Source organism: Moraxella boevrei DSM 14165, assembly GCF_000379845.1.
Lineage (GTDB): Bacteria > Pseudomonadota > Gammaproteobacteria > Pseudomonadales > Moraxellaceae > Faucicola > Faucicola boevrei.
In genome coordinates, this window is sequence record NZ_KB903808.1 from 87,972 (window position 1) to 108,791 (window position 20,820).

Sequence of the window (20,820 nt, forward strand, 5' to 3'; positions counted from 1 at the left end):
ACAATATCCTTAAAATTGCTTAAAAATAGTTACCAAAAATATCCAAAGACCACGCATTATAACACCGCCCAAAAAAAAATAAACCCCTATTTTACAACAAGAGTTTATTTTTCTAAAATTAATTAATCTAAAGAATTAGATTTTACCAACTAAGTCTAGGCTTGGTTTTAAGGTTTCTTGACCTGCTTCCCAAGCTGCTGGGCAAACTTCACCGTCGTTATCACGCACGTACTGAGCGGCTTTTACTTTACGAATCATGTCTTTCGCAGAACGACCGATGCCTAAATCATGAATTTCAGCAACTTTGATAAGACCGTCTGGGTCAACTAGGAATGTACCACGAAGTGCTGCGTGTTGACCTTCAATCATCACGTTAAAGCCACGAGTGATAGCCCCAGTACCATCGCCTAACATTGGATATTTTACTTTACCGATTGCAGGTGACGCGTCATGCCATGCTTTATGCACAAAATGCGTATCAGTAGAAACAGCGTAAACCTCAACACCAAGACCTTTCAACTCGTCGTAATGGTCAGCCATGTCTTCAAGTTCTGTTGGGCAAACGAACGTAAAATCGTGTGGATAGAACATAAAGATAGCCCATTTGCCTTTAACGTCAGCTGTTGAGATAGTTTTGAACTCACCGTTTACGAATGCTTCGGTGGTAAATTCTGGGATAGGTTGGTTGATAATTGCAGTCACGGTTGACTCCTTTATAGTTAAAAAACTCAATTAAAACTAAACGTTTTTCATTTTACCATAACATTTCTTAAGTTTAAACCAGTAATTTTTTTAAAAATTTGTTTTAAAAAAATTACTGGTTTAAAATAATAGTAAATTGTTAATAACTTCTGTAGGGTTATCTTAACGCAATATTATGATTAATCTAGTTAATTTTTTTTATAAAACTGTTTTATTTTTTAAATGATAGCGGTATAATACTTTAAAAGCAAGATTTGATTTTTTATCACCGACTTGTAAAACTTTGCCTATCATTTGCATTGATAGTTTAACAGAAGGATTTCGCCAAAATGATTACCTTACGCCAATTAGAATTTGCCCTAGCCGTCGCAAAATACAAGCATTTTAAGCGGGCAGCCGAAGAATGTAATATTTCCCAATCTGCATTAAGTCTAGGAATTGCCGAACTGGAAAAACAGCTAGATACCCAGATTTTTGAGAGAAATAACAAACAAGTGTTGATTACACCGATTGGTGAAGAGATCTTGGAGCGGGCAAAACGCATTTTTTCGGAAGTCAATGACTTGACCACACGAGCCCAAACTCACCAAACCCCACTCGCCTATCCGATGACGATTGGTATTATTCCGACCATTGCCCCGTTTTTGTTGCCAAAAGTACTGCCAAAATTGCGTGAAAGCTATCCGAATGTGCAGTTATCTATCGTAGAAGAGCAGACCGAGCGATTGATTGAAAAAGTGCGGTATGGCATGATTGATACGGCGATTATTGCGTTGCCGTATGCAACTGACGGCTTGTTGACATTTGAATTTTGGCAAGAGAATTTTTTGGCAATTTTTACCCAAAAAAATGCCGAAAATCAGCCGAAAATCATGGATACCGACACGCTTGTTAACCGTAATTTGATGTTGCTTGGTGAAGGGCATTGTTTGACCGACCATGCCTTATCCGTGTGCCATTTAGATAAAAACAAAATTAAGAGTAGCTTTAGTGATGCCAGTTTAAATACCTTAATTCAAATGGCATTGAGCGGTATGGGGACGACTTTAATTCCGGAAATGGCGGTCGCTCAAATCAAACAACAAAACCCTGATATTGCCGCCATTCCATTGGCAGAACCCGGACCACACCGTAAATTGGCGTTTATCACACGACTAAATTATGCACGGGTAGATGATGTGAGTCTGCTTGGTAATGCGTTTGCTGAAGCATTAGATCAGAGCCAGTAAAATAAATTCAAAGGTTATGTTAACATTACTTCATACTTCGGATTGGCATTTGGGTCGGCGTCTGTACGGCAAGCCACGTTATGCTGAGTTTGAGGCGTTTTTACAATGGCAGATTTCGGCAATTATTGATAATCATGTGGATATTTTGCTGATTGCAGGGGATATTTTTGACACCAATAGCCCAAGCAATCAAGCCCAACAACTGTATTATCAGTTTTTGCATGATGTCAAAACCACGCCGTGCCGTCATGTAGTGATTGTTGGTGGTAATCACGATTCGCCAAGTTTTTTGGACGCTCCAAAGTCGTTGCTTAAAAATTTTGACATTCATGTGGTCGGTAGTATGCATGCAGATTTGGACGATGAAATTTTGCTGTTAAACGATGCGAATGGTGTGCCTGAATGTATCGTGTGTGCCGTGCCGTATCTGCGAGACCGTGATGTACGCCAAGTCGGACAAGCCGAAACCTTAGGCGATAAAGAAAATCAGCTGGTAGCAGGTATTCACGCCCATTATCAAGCGGTGAGCGAACGAGCATTTGCCAAAAAATACGCTTTAGAAACGCAATTTGACAAGTCAATTCCAATCATTGCCACAGGGCATTTGTTTATGGTCGGTGGACAAACCTTGGATGGTGACGGTGTGCGAGATTTGTACGTCGGTTCGCTCGGTTCAGTGTCAGCCCAGATGTTTGACCGCCGTTATGATTATGTGGCGTTGGGGCATTTGCACGTTCCGCAGAGCGTTGGTGCAAATGAATTTATTCGCTATAGCGGTTCACCGATTGCCATGGGTTTCGGAGAAGCCAAACAACAAAAACAAGTTAACCTTGTCAAATTTTTTGCCAAACCTGTTGAGCAAAACGATAAAAGCGATGAACGCAATGCACCGTTGTTAGCCTTACAAAAAAATTTGGTACAAACTACCACCTTAACCGAGCCAACTTTTGGCGATGATTTGTTTAGTTTTGATAAACCAATTAATCAACAAAATGATGAAAATACACTTAAAAACCCCTATTCGCTTGCCCTAAGTGCCGACACAAACGTGTTGGTACAATCCCTTGGCGTGCCAACCTTTCAAACCCTAATCCGAGTACAAGGCGATTTAACGCACCTTGAAATCACCTTAAAATCTTTAAAAAAATCTGCACAACACGCATGGTTAGAAGTGATTTATCAAGGTGATGATTGGGTGGCAGATTTGCGTGAAAAAGTAGCAGATTGGACCAAAGACAGCTCGCTTGAAGTATTACGCATCAAAAATCTACAAACTCGCCAACAAGCCCTACAAGCCAGCCATGCCAATGAAGTGTTAGATGACTTGGACGAAATCGCCGTGTTTGAGCGGTGTTTGACTGCCAACGCCGTGCCTGATGAGCAAAAAGATGGCTTGCGGTTACGCTATGCCGATGTGTTACAGCGTTTACAAACGGTGGAATAATGCTGAATAAAACCTAAATTTTATCGTATTTCTACAAATTTTTAAAAAAATCAAAAACCGCCATGAAAATTTTAATGTTACGCTTTCAAAATCTTAATTCATTACAAGGAAAATGGCAAATTGATTTTCGCCACCCTGCTTATGCCAACGAAGGTATTTTTACCATTACAGGGGCGACAGGGGCGGGCAAAAGTACGATTTTAGATGCGATTTGTTTGGCATTGTATGGGGCGACGCCACGCTTGGGCGATATCACACAAGGCAAGAACGACCTTATGTCAAGGGGAACCGGCGAATGTTTTGCCGAAGTGGTATTTGCCACACATATAGGCAATTTTCGCAGTTTTTGGGGGCAAAAACGTGCTAGACAAAAACCTGATGGCAAACTCCAAGCCCCAAAACATGAAATCGCTCACTTTGTCAGTGACACCGTCAAAGGCAATATCATTGAAGAAAAAGCCAGTAAAACCAAAGGCGAAATTGAACGTATCACAGGCATGGATTTTCAACGCTTTACCCGTGCGATGTTGCTCGCTCAGGGCAGTTTTTCGGCATTTTTGCAAGCCAGTAGCGATGAACGCTCGCCGATTTTAGAACAAATCACAGGCACAGCGATTTATAGCGATATTTCCAAAAAAGTACATGAAATCTTTGCCCAAAGCAAAACAAAACTCGCAGAATTACAAGCGAATCTGGCAGGGGCAGAGCCATTAAGTGATGAACAACAGCAATATTATACGAATAAATTGGCAATCACCCAACAAGAAATCAAACAGCTTAACCAAAAAATTAGTAGTCTACAAGCCCAAAAAGACTGGCAAGCTAAGATTAGCAAAATCCAAGAACAACGAGAAATTTATCAACAAAAACAACGAGATATCCACGCCCAGTTGCAGGATTTTTTGCCACAACAACAACGCTTAACACAAGGCAAACACGCCTACCAATTAACCGCTGATTACCGTGAGTATGAACATATTCGCCAACAATTATCGGCTAATATTGACAAGCAACAATACTGGCAACAACAATCCCCTAGCCTTGAGCAACGTTTAACACAACAGCAACAAGCCGAACAACAGTACCGCACCAAGCACCAACACGCCGAACAACAATGGCAAGACAACCAATCACTTTTTCAAAAAGTGCGTGAACACGATTATCAACTGCATAATTTGGCACAACAACAGCAAGCTTTGCACCAGCAACAACAAGCATTAACTGCCAAATTACAGCACAATCATCACGCTTATCAACAGCAACAGCACGCCCTACACACTTGCCAACAACAATACCAACAGCTAACCGAGCAACATCAGCAACTGGCAGTATTTGCCGAACACGCCAATCCATTGCCACGCCTGCAAGACCTTGCGGAACAAACTCGCCAACAACATCAGCAAGTACAAGGGATAAGCAGGCAAATCGCACAGGCAAAACATCAAACACAGACGATTGGCAACCGCCTTGCCGAACTTGAACAACAGCAACAACAACACGCCACTGAGCAACAACTTGCCCAAGTAAATCGTCAAAATTTTGAGCAAACAATTAACGCTTTTGTTCAATCTTTTTGCAATCATTTAGAGCCGAACACGCCGACTTCTGACGCACTGATTACGAGTGTGCCGAGCGATTTTATCCAACCGTTACATCAGGTGCTAAATCAACTGCAACATGCCCAATTTTTGCTACAAACCTTACAAGAACAACATCAGCGATGGCAAACATCGGTGGCAGATGCCCATCAGTTACAACAAGAAAAAACCCAACTCACCCAAGCGATAAGCCAGACACAACGTGAGTGTCAACAACTTTTGCAAAGCGAGCAACAACAGCAACAAACAGTCGATTTGCTATGGCAAAATCAACAATTACAGCATAAAATCATCAATCTACAACACGAACGCCACGCCCTAATCAACGGTGAACCCTGTCCGCTCTGCGGTGCGACATCGCATCCGTATGCCAAGCAACAGCCAAATGCTGAACATGCCTTGAGTGAAACTGAACAACAGTTGAAAATTGCCAAAGAAAAACTTGCCACCACGCAAGCAAACCGCCAAAATAGCGAAAAAAAATTGGCTCAGCTCAACCAAGCCGAGCAACATTTGAATCAAAACCAACAAAAAATTGAGCAACATTTAACCGAATTAGCGTCAATGCTTATTAACCAAATGCGTGATTTTTATCAAAATTATCCACATTTGTTAACTTTTGAACATATTCAAGATTGGCAAAATGCTAATTTAGCAACCTTGTCAACGGATTTGTCAACAGACTTGACGGATTTTGCCGAACAAATTCACCAAAATATAGACCAAAAACAACAAATTATCGCACAATTAGCCGAGTATCAACGTCAATTAGACACCTTCAATTCGCAGAAACAAACCCTAACTGAAAAAAGTCACAAGCTACAGCACGACCGCCACCTTACCGAGCAAGCACAGCGTCAGGCAATGGCTAATGAGCAACAACTCACTGCACAGCTTGAGCAAGCAAACAGCCAACTGATTGAAATTCATACGAAAATTGAGCAGATTTTACAGCCGTTTGGGCATTTATTATCCAATACGGTTAAACAAGTTAAAAATAGCACGCTTGCACCGACCTTGACACAGCTTGAGCAAAAATTTCAGCAATGTCAAACCGAGCAACAACAGTTACAACAGCTCAATGAACATAAGCAACAATCAGAAAAAACCCTGCTAACGCTACAAAGCGAAACCGAGCATTTAACCTCACAAAATCAACAGTTAAATCAACAGCTTAGCCAAATTAACCAACAAAGCGAGCAACTAAAACAAAGCCGTTTTGCCTTATTTGGTGATAAAGACGTAAACCAAGCCGAAAAAGCATTATTAACACAAAAATCGCAAGCCTTTGAGGCGTGGCAACACGCCAGCCAAGCCACGCAACAGCTTAGCCAAGATTGGCACGTGTTAACGGAAAATTTGCGACAAATCACTGCCTTGATTGGCAAACAACAGCAAACATTTAATCAAACACAACAACATTTTTTACAAAAACTAGATGATGTTGGTTTTGACAGCATTGATGCGTATTTACAAGCCTGCTTAACCGATGTCGAACGGGAAAAATTACAAAAAACTGCCGATGCCTTACAGCAACAACAGCAACTTACCGAACATAAATTACAAGAAATTCATGATGAATATCAACAGCTTACCGCACAAAATTTAACGGATTTAACCTTAGAAATATTAGAAGACAAATTAAACCAAAAACAAAGTTTGTTTAATGAAAAACAACAATTACTGGGCAGTTTATCATTAAACTTAGCCAATAACGAACGTATCAAACAACGACAGGCAGAAGCGGTCAAAGCCTTACAAACACATCAGCAACAACATGAACAATGGCAACATTTACACAGCTTAATCGGCTCAAGCGACGGTAAAAAATTCCGTAATTTTGCCCAAGGTTTGACTTTTTCGTTAATGATTAACCACGCCAATGAGCAGTTAGGCAAAATGAGCGAGCGTTATTTGTTGGTTGCCGACAGTGAGCAACCGCTAAATTTGAACGTGATTGATAATTATCAAGGCGGTGAAGTGCGAACCAGTAAAAATTTGTCGGGCGGAGAAAGTTTTATCATCAGCCTTGCGTTGGCGTTGGGTTTATCCAATATGGCAAGTCATCGAATGCAGGTGGACTCATTGTTTTTAGATGAAGGGTTTGGCACATTGGACGATGAAGCGTTGGATACGGCGTTAGACACCTTGTCAACCTTGCAACAATCAGGCAAATTGATTGGCGTGATTTCGCATATTCAAGCGTTGAAAGAACGTATTAGCAGTAAAATCACAGTCATGCCGACCACAGGCGGTGTGAGTAAAATTGTCGGTCAAGGGGTGAAAAAATTGGCATAATTTGCAATCGGTTGATAAAAATTAACAATATCATTACTGATTTTTTGTCAAAAATTTTGCATGATATAGCGAATTTTTTTAGAATTTACGTTAAGTTTAAAATTTGAAAGGAACGATTATGTTAAAACAATCGCTTGCCCCTGCCTTATTGTCATTGGGTGCGTTAACATTGGCATTGCCTGCCAATTCAGCAATCATCAAAGAAAAGCCGAAAACTATGCAAAATGTGCAACAAAAAGTGGCTAATATTAGCAACGCTAGCCCAACGGCAAATCAGTCACAACCCTTACAAATTAGCAATCAACTACCGCCTGATTTGGCAAGTTTAAACAACTTGTCAAATCAACCTGTAAACAACACCTTGAACAGTACAACGAGCAACGATTTATCATTAACCACAGTGACTTATCCAAAGTTTAACACGGTACAATTTGTCGGTTCAGATTTGCAAAATTCAGCGATTAATGTACCACGCCCAACGCTCACTTTAAGTAATGTTAGCACCGTGCCGACCGTGGTTATTCCGACAACGACACAAGGCACGAGACAAATTGATGTAAGCGTGATTGATGATTTTATCACCGAAATTTCGCCTATGGCACGCCACTATCCGCCCGTGTTTCGTAACCGCACTGAAAGCTATAACGCCATTCAAAAAATCAAACAATTAAGCACTTGGATTGATGGCTATGCCAAAGACCCAAACGCATCGTATGACGTGCTACTGCGTGCTACTAAGCTCAACGCCATGGCTCGCAATCTAGATTTAGGCTCGGATTATGCAGTAAAAGCTAGCGAATATGTCACGCGTGCGATGAAAATCAACAATACCGCCGAAGCGAACTTCTTATACGGAGCGATGTTGTCGGAAGGGGGCGGTTTTGAAACAGGCTCAAAATATCTAGAAAAAGCCGAAAAAATGGGGTTTGCCGAAGCAAGCCAAAGCCTTGCCCAAGCTGATTTGTTAAATGACAATAAGGAACGTGCCATTCAACGCCTAAACGACTTTAAAGCCAAGTATCCAAACGATCCATATATTGACGAACAACTGCGTTTGGTAAATAGCGGTGAATATTACATTTGGAAAATCCCTGCAAAAGTGGTGCGTTAATTTTTAACGTTGAAAATCGTTTTAAAATTTGACCAATCTTTGATATTTTGGTTAAAAAACAAGCTGGGTTTTACGCCCAGCTTGCGTGTTTTTTGGTTATCAATACCCTACCTTTTTTAACAACACTTTTGACACGGTTTTGTATGCACAACTTACGTCCCATTTTCACGCATTTTCGCCCATGGAAAAAACACCCATTGACAAAATCTGTCAAACTTGCTTGTTTTAGTCTGATAGTGCTTAATCTTACCGCTTGTAGCACAATGACGACCAAACGTAGCACCACCACGGCGATTATGGAAGAGCGTGCCAACGTGCTGACAGGCTCTCGACTAAGCAATGACACGCAGAGCCGACTGATACAGGCAGGGCTAGAAGAAGGCGAATGCCTTGCCAATATGCCTAACTGCATCGTGCAATTAAAACAAGCCGAACTCAATCAACAACCTGACAAAGGGCTGTACGGAGCGGTGGCGGAGCTATTTTTTGCATCGTCAAGACAACGCTCACAAGCCATCAATTGCCAATCTGCCAAGCGAGAACTTGCCACCGACGTTGGCAAACGTTATCAATCCCAGCAATCTGAACAACAGAAAACCGAGCGATCTATCACTCAAAAAACTGACAACCGCATTGACTGTGAGATGGCAAAACAAGATGATTTGTTACAAACGGTGCGGTTTTCCTATTTGTATTTGATGTATGATATGCTTAATCAAACCACTAGTAATCAAGCTAACAATACCTTGGTGTATTTGCCGAAAGAGCGAGATACCCAAATCCAAGATTTGTATTATGTGGCGATTGATGAGTTAGGCGACAGTCTGTATGAAAAAAATCTACAAGATAATTACCAAATTACTCGCAACCATATTCACGTCACTTTTCACGGTTTTGACAAGGAAAAACGCCAAAACAACACAGGAAAACTCATCTCTAGCTACCAAATTAATTTAACCAATCTAAATAGTATTAGTCGTCGTGACGGTTTTGGTATTAATTATGTGGCGGTGTTAGACGACCGTTATACCACGTCCATTCGCAATCAGATTTTGAACAAAAATCAACATGATTTGCCTGCGAGTGAACGCATTCACCCCACAGGGCATTTGCCTGTTACCGCCCTACTTTTACCACAAGGCGATAGTATAGACGAGATTTTAACCACCACCGATTTTCGTTTTGACTTGTATGACCCTTATCAAACCAACCGTGTCACTATTTTGGGCAAACCGTTTGCGTTGTCGGCAAATTTTTCTGCACCGTATGGCTTGTGGATTAAGGAAAATTCTCTTGAGCCGTTAAGCATTTTTAATATGCTCGGCTCGGCGTACCAAAACAGCCAACCACAATTATTTATGCTTGAACCTTATAACCCAAACAAGCAAGTTATCTTAATGCTTCATGGTTTGGCATCTAGCCCTGAAACGTGGATACGCCTAACCAACGATATTTTTAACGACCCAACGTTGCGGGATAATTATCAAGTTTGGCAGTTGTTTTATCCGACCAACATCCCAATTTTGGAAAATCGTTATCAGCTTCACAGCTTGATTAACAACGCTTTTCATCAAGTTGATCCTGAACAAGATGACCTTGCCAGTCAGCACGCTGTACTGATTGGGCATAGTATGGGCGGTGTGATTGGGCGATTATTGGTATCTAATGACGATTTAACGGTTAATTTAAAACAGATGATTGAAAATCATATCCAAAAACAAGAATTACCGAGCGTTTATCGCAATTTTGAACGTCTAAACAACGATGAACAGCTAGAACTCAGTAAACGTTTGCAGTTACACGCTCTGCCTCAAGTTGACCGAGCGGTATTTATTTCCGCCCCCTTTGCAGGGACGGATTATGCTGACCGTTGGTTTACAAGGGGTTTACGCCGAATTGTGTCCATTCCTGCAGGTTTTGTCAAAACCGTTACTGCAAGCCTAAATGCGTTATTGAGTGATGCCCAATTAGCCAACAATCCGTTAGCAGGGCTATTTTTGGAAAATGGGGCGAGCCAATTAAGCGATCAATCATTTTTTGTCAAACTTACCAAGTCGATTAGCATCGCCGACAATGTGGCGATTAATACCTTGATTGCCACCGATGATAGGGATTTGTACGATGCGTTAAAAAATGATACCTTACAAAATAAGCTTAACAATAATGACCAAATAATTACCAATTTGCCAACCGATTTCAACAATAACCAATCTAAGCAACTTAACCAATCAAGCCAAAACTCATATTTATATAACCGTGCCAATTTAAATAAAGCCGAAAGTTTACAAGCCCAACGCCAACAACTGCTAAAACAAGTCAGCCAAGGGGCGACCGAACGCCTATCTGACGGTATTGTACCGTATCAAAGTGCCAGTTTAAAAGACGTGGAAAGTGAAAAAATCCTGTCAGGCAAGCACAACGTACATACCAGTCCGCAAGCAGTGCTAGAGTTAAGACGGATTTTGCATAAACAGTTAACCACCGTTGCCAATACCAATCCAAAACATGAAGACCAACAACCCTAATCCGCTTCAGCCACCTTACCTTGACAAACAGAACGTACAAGGATTGTTTCGGCAATTTTTGCGGTTGTTGGTAGATTTTTTTGGCAGTTTGCCCAAGTGTCCCCATTGGTTGCGTCATTATCAAAAAGCAGATTTATCCGCAGATGTGATTGCAGGCTTGGTGGTCGGTGCGGTGGTTATTCCACAAAGTTTAGGCTATGCGGTGTTAGCAGGATTACCACCTGTATACGGTCTGTATGCGTCCATTGTGCCTGTGTTGATTTATGCATGGGTTGGCTCAAGCTCGGTCAATGCGGTCGGTGCAGTGTCACTCACCGCGGTAATGACCACACAAGCCCTATCAGATTATCAACATTTGCCGAGTAATGAATACGCCCATTTTGCGGTGAGTTTGGCATTATTGGTTGGCGTATTATTAACCTTGGCAAGCATATTTCGGCTCGGTTGGGTAACGCAATTTATCAGTCGTGGCGTCACCGCAGGCTTTGTCAGTGGGGCGTCCTTGTTGATTTTTATCAGTCAGCTCAAAGTCATTACCCACATTCCTATCACAGGCAACACCCTGCTAGAAAATACGGTGTCGTTGTGGCGAGATTTTGACGATTTTCATTTGCCGACCTTTGTGATTGGGGCATTGTCATTGGCGGTGTTTTGGTTAAACCGCACGCATTTTCCCAGATGGTTCGCCATTTTGCCACTATCGGCTCCCACCATCACATTAATTTGCCGAATGTTGCCGTTATTGTGGGTGATGTTGATGATTGGTTGTAGTCAAATTTTTGGCTTTGTAACACTCAATATCGCCTTGGTAAACGCCATTCCTCAAGGGTTGCCAGCCCCGATTTTGCCAATCATGGAAATCAACACGCTCATTCATCTGTTGCCGTCCGCAGGGCTGATTGCGTTAATTGCGTTCGTGTCTAGCCATGCGGTGGCGAGCAGTTTTGCCAAACAATTTCAACAACCGTTTGATGCCAATCAAGAGCTAAAAGGCTTGGGTTTGGCAAATGTCATTGGGGCATTTTTTCAAAGTTTTGCGGTAACAGGTGGACTGTCTCGCACGGCGATTAACACCGCAACAGGGGCAAAAACGCCGTTGGCAAGCGTGATTAGCGTGTTTGTTATGGTGGTGACTTTGTTATTTTTTGGCAATCTATTTGCACCGTTACCGTATGCGGTGCTTGGGGCGATGATTATGGCAAGTATCGCCAGCATGATTGATTTACAAACGTTACATTATGCGTTAAAATTTGATAAGCTAGATGCGTTGGCTTTTTTGGCAACGGTTAGCGGTGTGTTAATTTTTGGCTTAAATATTGGTTTAATCGTGGGAATTTTGGTGTCATTTGCAGGGCTGATTTGGCAATCTAGCCATCCACATATTGCGGTGGTTGGGCAAATTGGCGATACGGGGCATTTTCGCAATATACAACGACATCAAGTTACCAAGCATGATAAACTGCTGATTATTCGGATTGACGAGCGTTTGTTTTATGGCAATGCCATGTCGGTGCGTGGGTTTATTGAGCAACAGTTAACCATCAATATGCATTGTGAACATTTGGTACTCATGCTATCGGCGGTGAACCATGTAGATTTAACCGCTCAAGAGATGTTAACCGAGCTAAATCGTGCGTTACAAAGTCGTGGTATTCGTCTACATTTTTCTGAGATTAAAGGACCTATCATGGATATTTTAGAGCAAACGCCTGTGATAAAAGATTTAAGTGGACAAGTGTTTTTAAGTACACAACAAGCGGTAAATAAACTTTCTTAACTGTTTTTTAAAATAATTTTAACATCAAAGATTTAAATTAAAAATGAAAAAATTACTAATGACCAGTCTATTATTGGTAGCAACAATGAGCCACGCCAAAACAAACGAAACAGAGAGAGCAACAAACACCGTGCCAAAAACCTTTGAAGGCTGTATTTCTGCCCTTGATGAGAGTTCGCGTAATCCTGAAGGCAGTAGTCAAGTTTGTTTTTTTAAAAATGGCAAATTTTTGGGCGCTGGTTTTGGTTTTTTAAAATTCGGTAATTATCAAATCAAACAAGATACGATTGATATGGCTTTTATGCGTCCAGAAATGTTTGAAGTAACTAGCACTTATGACCCACAACAAAAGGGCGTATATATTCAATTTGATGGTTTTGATAATACAGACGCTTTAGTAAGTTTTGATAAACAAAATTTTCAGCCTATATTTAATGGCAGTCCAAATTGCATATCCTATCCATCTTTTAAAACGCTTCCTTCTGTTAAAACAATACAGCTATTTTCACATTTACAAGGCAAGGATTATGTTTGGGAATATCAATTACCCCAAAAAAATAACCGTATTATTATCAACTATTTAGATGCTGATGATGATGTTTATACACCGACTAGCGTGCCATTTTTGTATAAAAATAACAAAGTATTTTTGTTAGATTATGACGGCAAACCTAGCCATGTAGTGAAGGCTTTGAATAAAAACGACAAAGAAATACTTGAGTTTAAAGCATTAAGCTCAAAAATGGATAGCGATACACAGCCCACATCAGTACTGCGTAATGAGTTTAATGATTTTCCTGACGACACGAAATATTATCAGTATAATGAAAAACTAAATACCTATTCTCTTAAAACCCAATTTTACGATGAAATGGGTGAAATTGCTTATGACAATTCTGATGGAAGACTTGATACCATTCGCCGTTATACATTTTTAGAAAGCACAAAAACACCTATGTCATTGGACGATTTAAGCATTAGCAAAAAGGCTTTATTTTTTGCAAAATGCGACCATGATATCAACACCACTCATTAATAATTTTTTTCAACAAGGAACAATCAAAATGCCAAACAACACCGTATTTTCACCGCAAATCACCCCAGAATACGTTGCCCAAATCAAAGCTCAAGGCTACAAAACTATCATCAACAACCGCCCAGATGGCGAAGAACCCAACCAACCCTTAAATGCCGACATTGAAAAAATGGCAAACGAGGTTGGCATTGCCTACCATTTTCAACCTGTTGTGCCAAGCCAAATCAACGCCCAAGACTGCGAAGATTTTGCCAACATTTTTAATCAAGCCGAAAAACCTGTATTTATGTTCTGTCGCACTGGCAACCGTTGCAACATTTTATTCCAAGCCACCGAACAACTGGATTTATTAGACTAATGACCTGCAAAATTTGGGTGGATGCTGACGCTATTCCCAACGTTGCCAAACAGCTTATCATCAAAACCGCCGAACGCACGCAAACCACAGCGATTTTTGTCGCTAACCGTACGATTGCCTTGCCACGTTTGCCGATGTTGCAGATGATTGTGGTGGCAGATGGTTTTGATAAAGCCGATGACTATATCGCCGAAAATGTGAGCGAAAATGACGTGGTTATTACCAGCGACATTCCGCTTGCCAATGCTTGTATTGATAACAATGCCAAAGTTTGTACCGCTCGTGGTGTAATTTATGATAAAAGCAATATCAAGCAAAAGCTCAATATGCGAGATTTTATGGATACCATGCGAAGTACTGGCGTATTACAACCGCAACAAATGGGCGGACAAGCTCCCTACAGTGAAAAAGATAAACAAAATTTTGCTAATATATTAAACCGTTGGCTACAATCATCTGCCAAGCCAAAACCCAACCGTTTTTCTAATTAGCTTATCGTTATTCCGATAATTAATAGTAATGAGTGATATTGCATGATAAATCCGATTGTGTTAATCAAAAAATTGTACCAATTAGACAAGCATAACCCAGAAATTTTGGGTTTTGATATTGACGAAATTAGCGATTTAGAACAGCTTAGCCAGCTAACATTACCGCCATTATTGTTTCATTATTGCCGAGAATTGGGCAAGGTGCAACCGCTCAACCACAGCCACCATGTGCTATTGCCGTTACCGTTTGCTAAAACCGCCGAACATTTGGTGATTGCCAAAGACAGTCATGGCGAAGCGATTTGGGGCATTCATCAAGACGACCCAAACCAAACCAATCCGCTCGTGTTCGTCAGTCGCAACCATGATACTTACGACCTTGCCGATATTCATTGGATAAAAGAATTGCCGTTGGCGAGTTTTTTGTTGGCTCAAGCAATTTTTAATGGCGTGAATGGTGGCTTAAATCATTACGCACAAGTGTTTGATTTTATTGGCGATACTATTCCGAGCGACATCGGGGAAAAACTGAAAAATATCGGTGCACTAGAAATTAACGAATTACAACAAGAACACGAGCGATTTTTTCAAATTGACGATTACAAAACCGTGTTCATGCTATCATTTAATGAGATGAATTTGCCCAATGCGTTTTATATGGGCGGTCAAGATACGACAGCCTTTAGCCGTGTGGCAAATCAGCTGGCAGTGGCATGGGATACGTTGGTTTAATTTTTTTGAAATAATTCAAAATGTAGGGTGTGGTTAGCCCATCTTTTTGGGCGTAACCCACCATTTCACAGGATATAAGTTATTGATTTTATAAAAATTTCAATCCACTAAAAATCAACGGCTAAAATTATTGATTTTTCCAGCGAGCTTGCGACTCTTTAATTACCGCTTTGGCTTCGTCAATATCGCCCCAACTTTCAACTTTAGTCGTGCCTGCTTTTTTCAAATCTTTGTAATGATTAAAATGGAACTCAATTTGTTTAATCAACTGTTGTGGCAAATCCGCTAAGGTATTGATTGCATTGCCATTATTTCGGTCATCGGCAGGGACAACCACAATTTTATCATCCACTTCACCATCATCTACAAATTTCATCACACCAATCACTTTGGCTTGCATAAAAATACCTGTCGGTAATGGCTCGTCGGTGATAATGAGTGCATCTAGCTCATCGCCGTCTTCGTCAAGGGTCTGGGGGATAAAGCCGTAATTGGTTGGTTTTGCGAACAATTTTGGCTCAACACGGTCAAGTTGCATCACGCCTAATTTGCGGTTCCATTCAATCTTATTGTTTGAACCTGCAGGGATTTCAATTACCACGTGAATAACACCGCCGTCAACATCACCTGCGTCAAGGATTTGGTTAAAGTCTGCCATAGCATTTCCTTTTTGATAGATTTAAAAAAATGAAGTTAAGGTAAAAAAGTGCAACGATTATAACAAAGTTTGCTTCATTTCTCTAGGGTAGAATTTGGGCTAAAGTTATTCATTTTTGGAATTTTTGCCATGTTTCACTTTGCCAAAAAAATGGGCTATCTGCATCGCCCATTTTCTTAAGTGACAAGCTCACATTACGCTTTTGGGTTGCGCAGTCCGATAAACTCATCACGTCCGTGATAGCTTGCGGTTACCATTTGCTCAATACGTAACAATTGGTTGTATTTTGCCACACGGTCAGAACGGCAGAGCGAGCCTGTTTTGATTTGACCTGCTGCTGTACCCACCGCCAAATCTGCAATGGTGCTATCTTCAGTTTCGCCAGAACGGTGGCTAATCACGGTCGCATAGCCGTTTTGTTTTGCCAAATAAATTGCATCCAGCGTTTCTGACAATGTACCAATTTGGTTAAATTTAATCAAAATCGCATTGGCAATATTTTTATCAATGCCTTCTTGCAAAATTTTTGGATTGGTAACAAATAAGTCATCACCAACTAACTGCACAGTTTTGCCAAGTTTTTCAGTTAAATACGCCCAGCCGTCCCAGTCGCTCTCATCCAAGCCGTCTTCAATAGAAATAATTGGATATTGACGTACCAAATCACCCAAATAATCTGCAAATCCTTGTGAGCTAAACGCCTTATTGCCTTCACCTGCTAAGATATATTGACCGTCTTTATAAAATTCTGATGACGCACAGTCCAATGCCAAATAAATATCTTGACCTGCCTTGTAGCCTGCTTGTTCAATCGCTGTTAAAATGACAGTAATCGCTTCTTCATTAGAGCGTAGATTTGGGGCGAAACCACCCTCATCGCCCACTGCCGTGTTTAAACCTTGCGCTTTTAAAACGGATTTTAGGCTGTGAAAAACCTCTGTTCCTGCACGCAATGCTTCCCCAAAACTGGTAAAATTCACAGGTTCAATCATAAACTCTTGAATATCCACGGTATTATCCGCATGGGCCCCACCGTTTAAAATATTCATCATCGGTACAGGCATAGATAGCGATGTTTGCCCACGTAAGTTAGCGATGTATTGATGAAGTGGTAATTTTTTGGCTTGGGATGCTGCACGAGCTACCGCCAAAGATACCGCAAGCGTTGCATTTGCCCCGAGTTTGGCTTTGTTGTCCGTACCGTCTAAAGCGATAAGTTTATCATCTATCGCTTGTTGGTGAGTGACATCGCTGTCCACGAGCGCCGAGCGGATTTCACTATTGACGTTCGCCACCGCTTTTTTTACCCCTTTGCCCAGATAGCGAGAGTTATCGCCATCTCTGAGTTCCAACGCTTCACGGGAACCCGTTGACGCCCCACTTGGAGCGGCAGCACGCCCAATCGTGCCATCGGCTAAAATCACGTCCGCTTCAATGGTTGGATTGCCACGAGAGTCTAAGATTTCACGGGCGATGATGTCTTTAATTTGTATAGTGTTGGTGGTTTCTTCGGCGTACATAAGTTTTTCCTTGGCGTTAACAGTTAAAAAAATAAAAAATCATTTGTTATTATAAGGGATAGAACGGATTTGGTAAATGAAAAAATCCCAAAAAATAATTTTTGGGACTTTATTTAACAAAATTAAAAAATTTATTTAATTAAGAAGTCAAATAAGCCTAATTCGGTTAAAAAGACGGCAATCACGCCAAGCGGTGCGATAAATTTTACCGCCACTTGCCAAAGTGTCCATTTGGTACCTGTTATTCCAAGTTCATCTTGCACTGATTTTTGGTTCATAAACCAACCCATTAAGATGATTGTACCAAGTCCTGTTAACGGCAACATGATTTTACTAGAAATGTAGTCTAATGCGTCAAAGATGCCCTGCGGTTTGGCTTCACCACCCACGGTAATGGTAAATACGGCAAAATCGCTCAACACGTTAAACGACAACAACGCCAATATGCCAACCGCCCAAGTCGCCAGCGCACCAACCAACGCAGATGCTTTACGGCTAAGTGGCGTACGCTCTTCTAAAAATTCGGTAATTGGTTCTAAGATTGAAATTGACGATGTCAAGGCAGCAAAAGTTAGCAAAATAAAGAACAATGTCCCAACAACGACACCAAAACCCATTTGACCAAAAGCAATCGGTAAAGTAACGAAAATCAAGCCCGGACCTGCCGCAGGGTCTAAACCGTTGCTAAACAAAATTGGGAAAATCATCAAACCCGCCATTAACGAGAAAATAATATCCCAAATAATCACCGTGCGAGCGGTGGCTAGCAGGTTCACCTCTTGTTTTAGGTACGAGCCATAACTCACCATAATCGCCATACCAAGCGACAAGCAGAAAAACGCATGACCCAAGGCAGCCATTAACACCTTACCAACGCCAACTTCTTGCATACGAGCCAAGTCAAACTTGAACAAAAATTCAATGCCTTTGGCAAAATCCATATTAATCGCATTATAACCCACGATAAGCACCATAATCACCGCCAAGGCAGGCATCATGATTTTAGACGCTTTTTCCACACCAGAAGTTACACCACTTGCGACGATAAACGCAGTCAAACCCATAAATACGGTATGCCAAACCGCCATTTGCATTGGGCTGGCCAACATATCGGTAAACATCGTCCCTGTGGCATCTGCATTCATGCCAGAAAACACATTCGTGCCTGCCTTTGCCGTATAATTGAGTGACCAACCGCCAATCACACTATAAAACGACAAAATCATAAAGGCGGCAAGCAACCCAAACACCCCAAGCAACGCCCACGCAGGGCTAGTATTATTTTGCAATGCAACTTTCTTAAAACTCGCCTGTGGATTTGACTGCCCACGCCGACCAATCAGCCATTCGGTTACCAACACAGGAAAACCAATCAACGTAATACTAACAATAAACACCAACACGAACGCAGAACCACCGCTATCGCCTGTCATATAGGGAAACTTCCAAATACTGCCCAGACCAACCGCAGAACCAACCGCCGCCATCAAAAAGCCGATCTTTGAACTCCATTGTGCATGAGAAGATTTATGATTTTGGCTCATCTCATTGCTCCTTTTTTCAATTTATAGTTTGTGAAACTGTTAAAAAATGCAAAAATTTGTAAGCATTTTGTGATTTATATTCCAAATTTTAATGCAATCTGCCATAAAGTCAAACTATCTTTTTAAAATTTGTGTGCAAAAACAAAAAAACGACAAATTTTGCCGTTACTTTTTATAAAAAAAATAATAAAATCAATTATTTAAAAAATTTTATTAAAAATATAAATTCTTTTTATAGCCATTATAAATTTTGGCTATTATTTGGCAAATCATTACTCATTATTAAGAACCTGTATTCACAACCTTACGCAACTTAATTTTTTTGTAAAATTAGTCAATAAAAGTTTGCTTTTGCATGAAAAATGTTATGAATACAGGTTCTAACAAATTTTCTGTTCTTTCGCCATTAACTGTTCAATTTCTGCCACCGTTTTTGGTACATCGCTTGTCAGTACCACCGCCCCAGTTTCGGTAATCAGCACATCATCTTCAATACGGATACCGATACCACGATATTGCTCAGGTACAAGCTCGTTATCTTTAGCAAAATACAAAGCAGGCTCAACCGTCATCACCATGCCAGGCTGTAGCAAGCGTGGCTGTTTTTCGCCGTCCACGATTTCATCAGTAAAATACCGCCCCGCATCATGCACATCTAGCCCAAGCCAATGCCCCGTGCCGTGCATATAAAACGGTTGATAGGCTTTTTCGCTAATCAAGGTTTCTATATCACCCGACAAAATCCCAAGCTCAATCAAGCCTTGGGTTAGCACTCTTAAAGCCGTTTCGTGGTGGATTTTACAATGTACGCCCGCTTTTAAACTATTAATTGCTTCTACATTGGCTTTTAATACAATATTATAAATCTGTTTTTGCACATTGCTAAATTTGCCATTAACAGGGAACGTTCGGCTAATGTCGCCTGCATACAGCTGATATTCCGCACCTGCATCTATCATCACCAAATCGCCGTCTTGCATGGCTTGGTCATTTTCCACATAGTGCAAAATGTTGGCGTTATCGCCACTCGCCACGATACTGTTGTAGGACGGCACACAGCCATATTGCCCAAACACATAATTTAGCTCGGCTTCTAACTGGTATTCGTACATTTGCGGTCGCACACTTTGCATGGCTCGCACATGGGCTAGGCTACTGATTTGACAGGCCTTTTTTATCAAGGCAATTTCTTGTTCATCTTTCAGCAATCGCATCTCATTGATAATACTGTCAATATTATAAATTTCATTAACCACACCTTCGCCACGCACCAAGTTTTTTGCGGTTGCCAACCACTCACCCACAGACCTCTCAAAACGAGCGAACAAATGTTGTTTCCCCAAAATAAGTTGTGGAATTTGTGCATCAAGCTCGCTAATGGCAAAGGCTTTATCCGCCCCAAGTTCACTAATCGCTCCGTCCAAGCCGACACGTTTACCGTCCCAAATCTCACGCAATTTGTCTTTTTCTCGTAAAAACAAGATGTAGTTGATTTTATTGTCAATTTTTTCCAAAACTAAGGTGCTTTCAGGCTCGCTAAAGCCTGTTAAATAAAAAAAACTGCTGTCAGGGCGGTATTTGTATTCGGCATCGTTATTGCGTATGTGGTGTGGTGCGGTGGATAAAATTGCTAAACTATTATTGGGTAATTTTTTGGCAAATTTGGCTCGGCGTTTGGCAAATTCGCTTTGGGGAAGTTTTTCTAATAGATTGATTTTCATATGTTTCCTTGTTGCTTTTAAGATTAATTATAGCAATAGCATAAACTCCTTGGTTTATGGCTTGCCCTTCTGCTGT

General features: G+C 41.0%; 15 protein-coding genes. 10 read left to right on the top strand and 5 right to left on the bottom strand.

Features of this window, described 5'->3' with window-relative positions; translation table 11 throughout:
• Window positions 1-135: 135 nt before the first annotated feature.
• Complete coding sequence (gene ahpC, locus A3G3_RS0110190) at window positions 136-702, bottom strand: alkyl hydroperoxide reductase subunit C (protein ID WP_019520415.1); 567 nt, start codon at window positions 700-702, stop codon at window positions 136-138.
• A gap of 329 nt (window positions 703-1,031) precedes the next feature.
• On the opposite strand from ahpC, the gene A3G3_RS0110200 reads away from it, so the two are divergent.
• From A3G3_RS0110200 to A3G3_RS0110245, 10 genes are all read left to right on the top strand, one after another.
• The gene (locus A3G3_RS0110200; RefSeq protein ID WP_019520417.1) at window positions 1,032-1,931 is read left to right on the top strand and encodes a hydrogen peroxide-inducible genes activator; all 900 of its coding nucleotides are present in this window, start codon (window positions 1,032-1,034) and stop codon (window positions 1,929-1,931) included.
• 16 nt (window positions 1,932-1,947) lie between these two features.
• The gene (locus A3G3_RS0110205; protein ID WP_019520418.1) at window positions 1,948-3,375 is read left to right on the top strand and encodes an exonuclease SbcCD subunit D C-terminal domain-containing protein; all 1,428 of its coding nucleotides are present in this window, start codon (window positions 1,948-1,950) and stop codon (window positions 3,373-3,375) included.
• 62 nt (window positions 3,376-3,437) lie between these two features.
• A complete protein-coding gene (locus A3G3_RS0110210) occupies window positions 3,438-7,271 on the top strand; it encodes an AAA family ATPase (RefSeq protein WP_156802153.1) in 3,834 nt (1,277 codons plus the stop codon).
• Window positions 7,272-7,389: 118 nt separating this feature from the next.
• Complete coding sequence (locus tag A3G3_RS0110215; protein ID WP_019520420.1) at window positions 7,390-8,382, top strand: tetratricopeptide repeat protein; 993 nt, start codon at window positions 7,390-7,392, stop codon at window positions 8,380-8,382.
• Between the two features lie 143 nt (window positions 8,383-8,525).
• Window positions 8,526-10,907 (top strand): esterase/lipase family protein, encoded by a 2,382-nt coding sequence (locus A3G3_RS0110220; protein WP_026212985.1) that lies wholly within the window; start codon window positions 8,526-8,528, stop codon window positions 10,905-10,907.
• Complete coding sequence (locus A3G3_RS0110225) at window positions 10,888-12,684, top strand: SulP family inorganic anion transporter (protein ID WP_019520422.1); 1,797 nt, start codon at window positions 10,888-10,890, stop codon at window positions 12,682-12,684. The genes A3G3_RS0110220 and A3G3_RS0110225 overlap by 20 nt, the downstream gene beginning before the upstream one ends.
• Before the next feature lie 43 nt (window positions 12,685-12,727).
• Entirely contained in the window at window positions 12,728-13,720 is a 993-nt protein-coding gene (locus tag A3G3_RS0110230; RefSeq protein ID WP_040631748.1) for a hypothetical protein, read from the top strand.
• Between the two features lie 28 nt (window positions 13,721-13,748).
• Window positions 13,749-14,078, top strand: a complete 330-nt coding sequence (locus A3G3_RS0110235) for a TIGR01244 family sulfur transferase (RefSeq protein ID WP_026212988.1) — start codon at window positions 13,749-13,751, stop codon at window positions 14,076-14,078.
• A complete protein-coding gene (locus A3G3_RS13660; RefSeq protein WP_019520425.1) occupies window positions 14,078-14,569 on the top strand; it encodes a YaiI/YqxD family protein in 492 nt (163 codons plus the stop codon). The genes A3G3_RS0110235 and A3G3_RS13660 overlap by 1 nt, the downstream gene beginning before the upstream one ends.
• Window positions 14,570-14,611: 42 nt before the next feature.
• Entirely contained in the window at window positions 14,612-15,301 is a 690-nt protein-coding gene (locus A3G3_RS0110245; RefSeq protein WP_019520426.1) for a hypothetical protein, read from the top strand.
• A 127-nt stretch (window positions 15,302-15,428) separates the two neighbouring features.
• On the opposite strand, the gene A3G3_RS0110250 is transcribed toward A3G3_RS0110245, so the two are convergent.
• The 4 genes from A3G3_RS0110250 to pepP all read right to left on the bottom strand — a co-directional run bounded on the left by A3G3_RS0110250 (window position 15,429) and on the right by pepP (window position 20,744).
• Complete coding sequence (locus tag A3G3_RS0110250) at window positions 15,429-15,959, bottom strand: inorganic diphosphatase (RefSeq protein ID WP_019520427.1); 531 nt, start codon at window positions 15,957-15,959, stop codon at window positions 15,429-15,431.
• 194 nt (window positions 15,960-16,153) lie between these two features.
• On the bottom strand, window positions 16,154-17,479 hold the full coding sequence (gene eno, locus A3G3_RS0110255) for a phosphopyruvate hydratase (protein WP_019520428.1): 1,326 nt from the start codon (window positions 17,477-17,479) through the stop codon (window positions 16,154-16,156).
• A 131-nt stretch (window positions 17,480-17,610) separates the two neighbouring features.
• Complete coding sequence (locus A3G3_RS0110260) at window positions 17,611-19,023, bottom strand: sodium-dependent transporter (RefSeq protein WP_019520429.1); 1,413 nt, start codon at window positions 19,021-19,023, stop codon at window positions 17,611-17,613.
• A gap of 380 nt (window positions 19,024-19,403) precedes the next feature.
• The gene (gene pepP / locus A3G3_RS0110270) at window positions 19,404-20,744 is read right to left on the bottom strand and encodes a Xaa-Pro aminopeptidase (protein WP_019520431.1); all 1,341 of its coding nucleotides are present in this window, start codon (window positions 20,742-20,744) and stop codon (window positions 19,404-19,406) included.
• Window positions 20,745-20,820: the final 76 nt, after the last annotated feature.

Coding starts and splice junctions, on each gene's coding strand:
- A3G3_RS0110200 (WP_019520417.1), top strand. CDS start 1,032: ATGATTACCTTACGCCAATTAGAATTTGCCCTAGCCGTCGCAAAATAC.
- A3G3_RS0110205 (WP_019520418.1), top strand. CDS start 1,948: ATGTTAACATTACTTCATACTTCGGATTGGCATTTGGGTCGGCGTCTG.
- A3G3_RS0110210 (WP_156802153.1), top strand. CDS start 3,438: ATGAAAATTTTAATGTTACGCTTTCAAAATCTTAATTCATTACAAGGA.
- A3G3_RS0110215 (WP_019520420.1), top strand. CDS start 7,390: ATGTTAAAACAATCGCTTGCCCCTGCCTTATTGTCATTGGGTGCGTTA.
- A3G3_RS0110220 (WP_026212985.1), top strand. CDS start 8,526: ATGCACAACTTACGTCCCATTTTCACGCATTTTCGCCCATGGAAAAAA.
- A3G3_RS0110225 (WP_019520422.1), top strand. CDS start 10,888: ATGAAGACCAACAACCCTAATCCGCTTCAGCCACCTTACCTTGACAAA.
- A3G3_RS0110230 (WP_040631748.1), top strand. CDS start 12,728: ATGAAAAAATTACTAATGACCAGTCTATTATTGGTAGCAACAATGAGC.
- A3G3_RS0110235 (WP_026212988.1), top strand. CDS start 13,749: ATGCCAAACAACACCGTATTTTCACCGCAAATCACCCCAGAATACGTT.
- A3G3_RS13660 (WP_019520425.1), top strand. CDS start 14,078: ATGACCTGCAAAATTTGGGTGGATGCTGACGCTATTCCCAACGTTGCC.
- A3G3_RS0110245 (WP_019520426.1), top strand. CDS start 14,612: ATGATAAATCCGATTGTGTTAATCAAAAAATTGTACCAATTAGACAAG.
- A3G3_RS0110250 (WP_019520427.1), bottom strand. CDS start 15,959: ATGGCAGACTTTAACCAAATCCTTGACGCAGGTGATGTTGACGGCGGT.
- eno (WP_019520428.1), bottom strand. CDS start 17,479: ATGTACGCCGAAGAAACCACCAACACTATACAAATTAAAGACATCATC.
- A3G3_RS0110260 (WP_019520429.1), bottom strand. CDS start 19,023: ATGAGCCAAAATCATAAATCTTCTCATGCACAATGGAGTTCAAAGATC.
- pepP (WP_019520431.1), bottom strand. CDS start 20,744: ATGAAAATCAATCTATTAGAAAAACTTCCCCAAAGCGAATTTGCCAAA.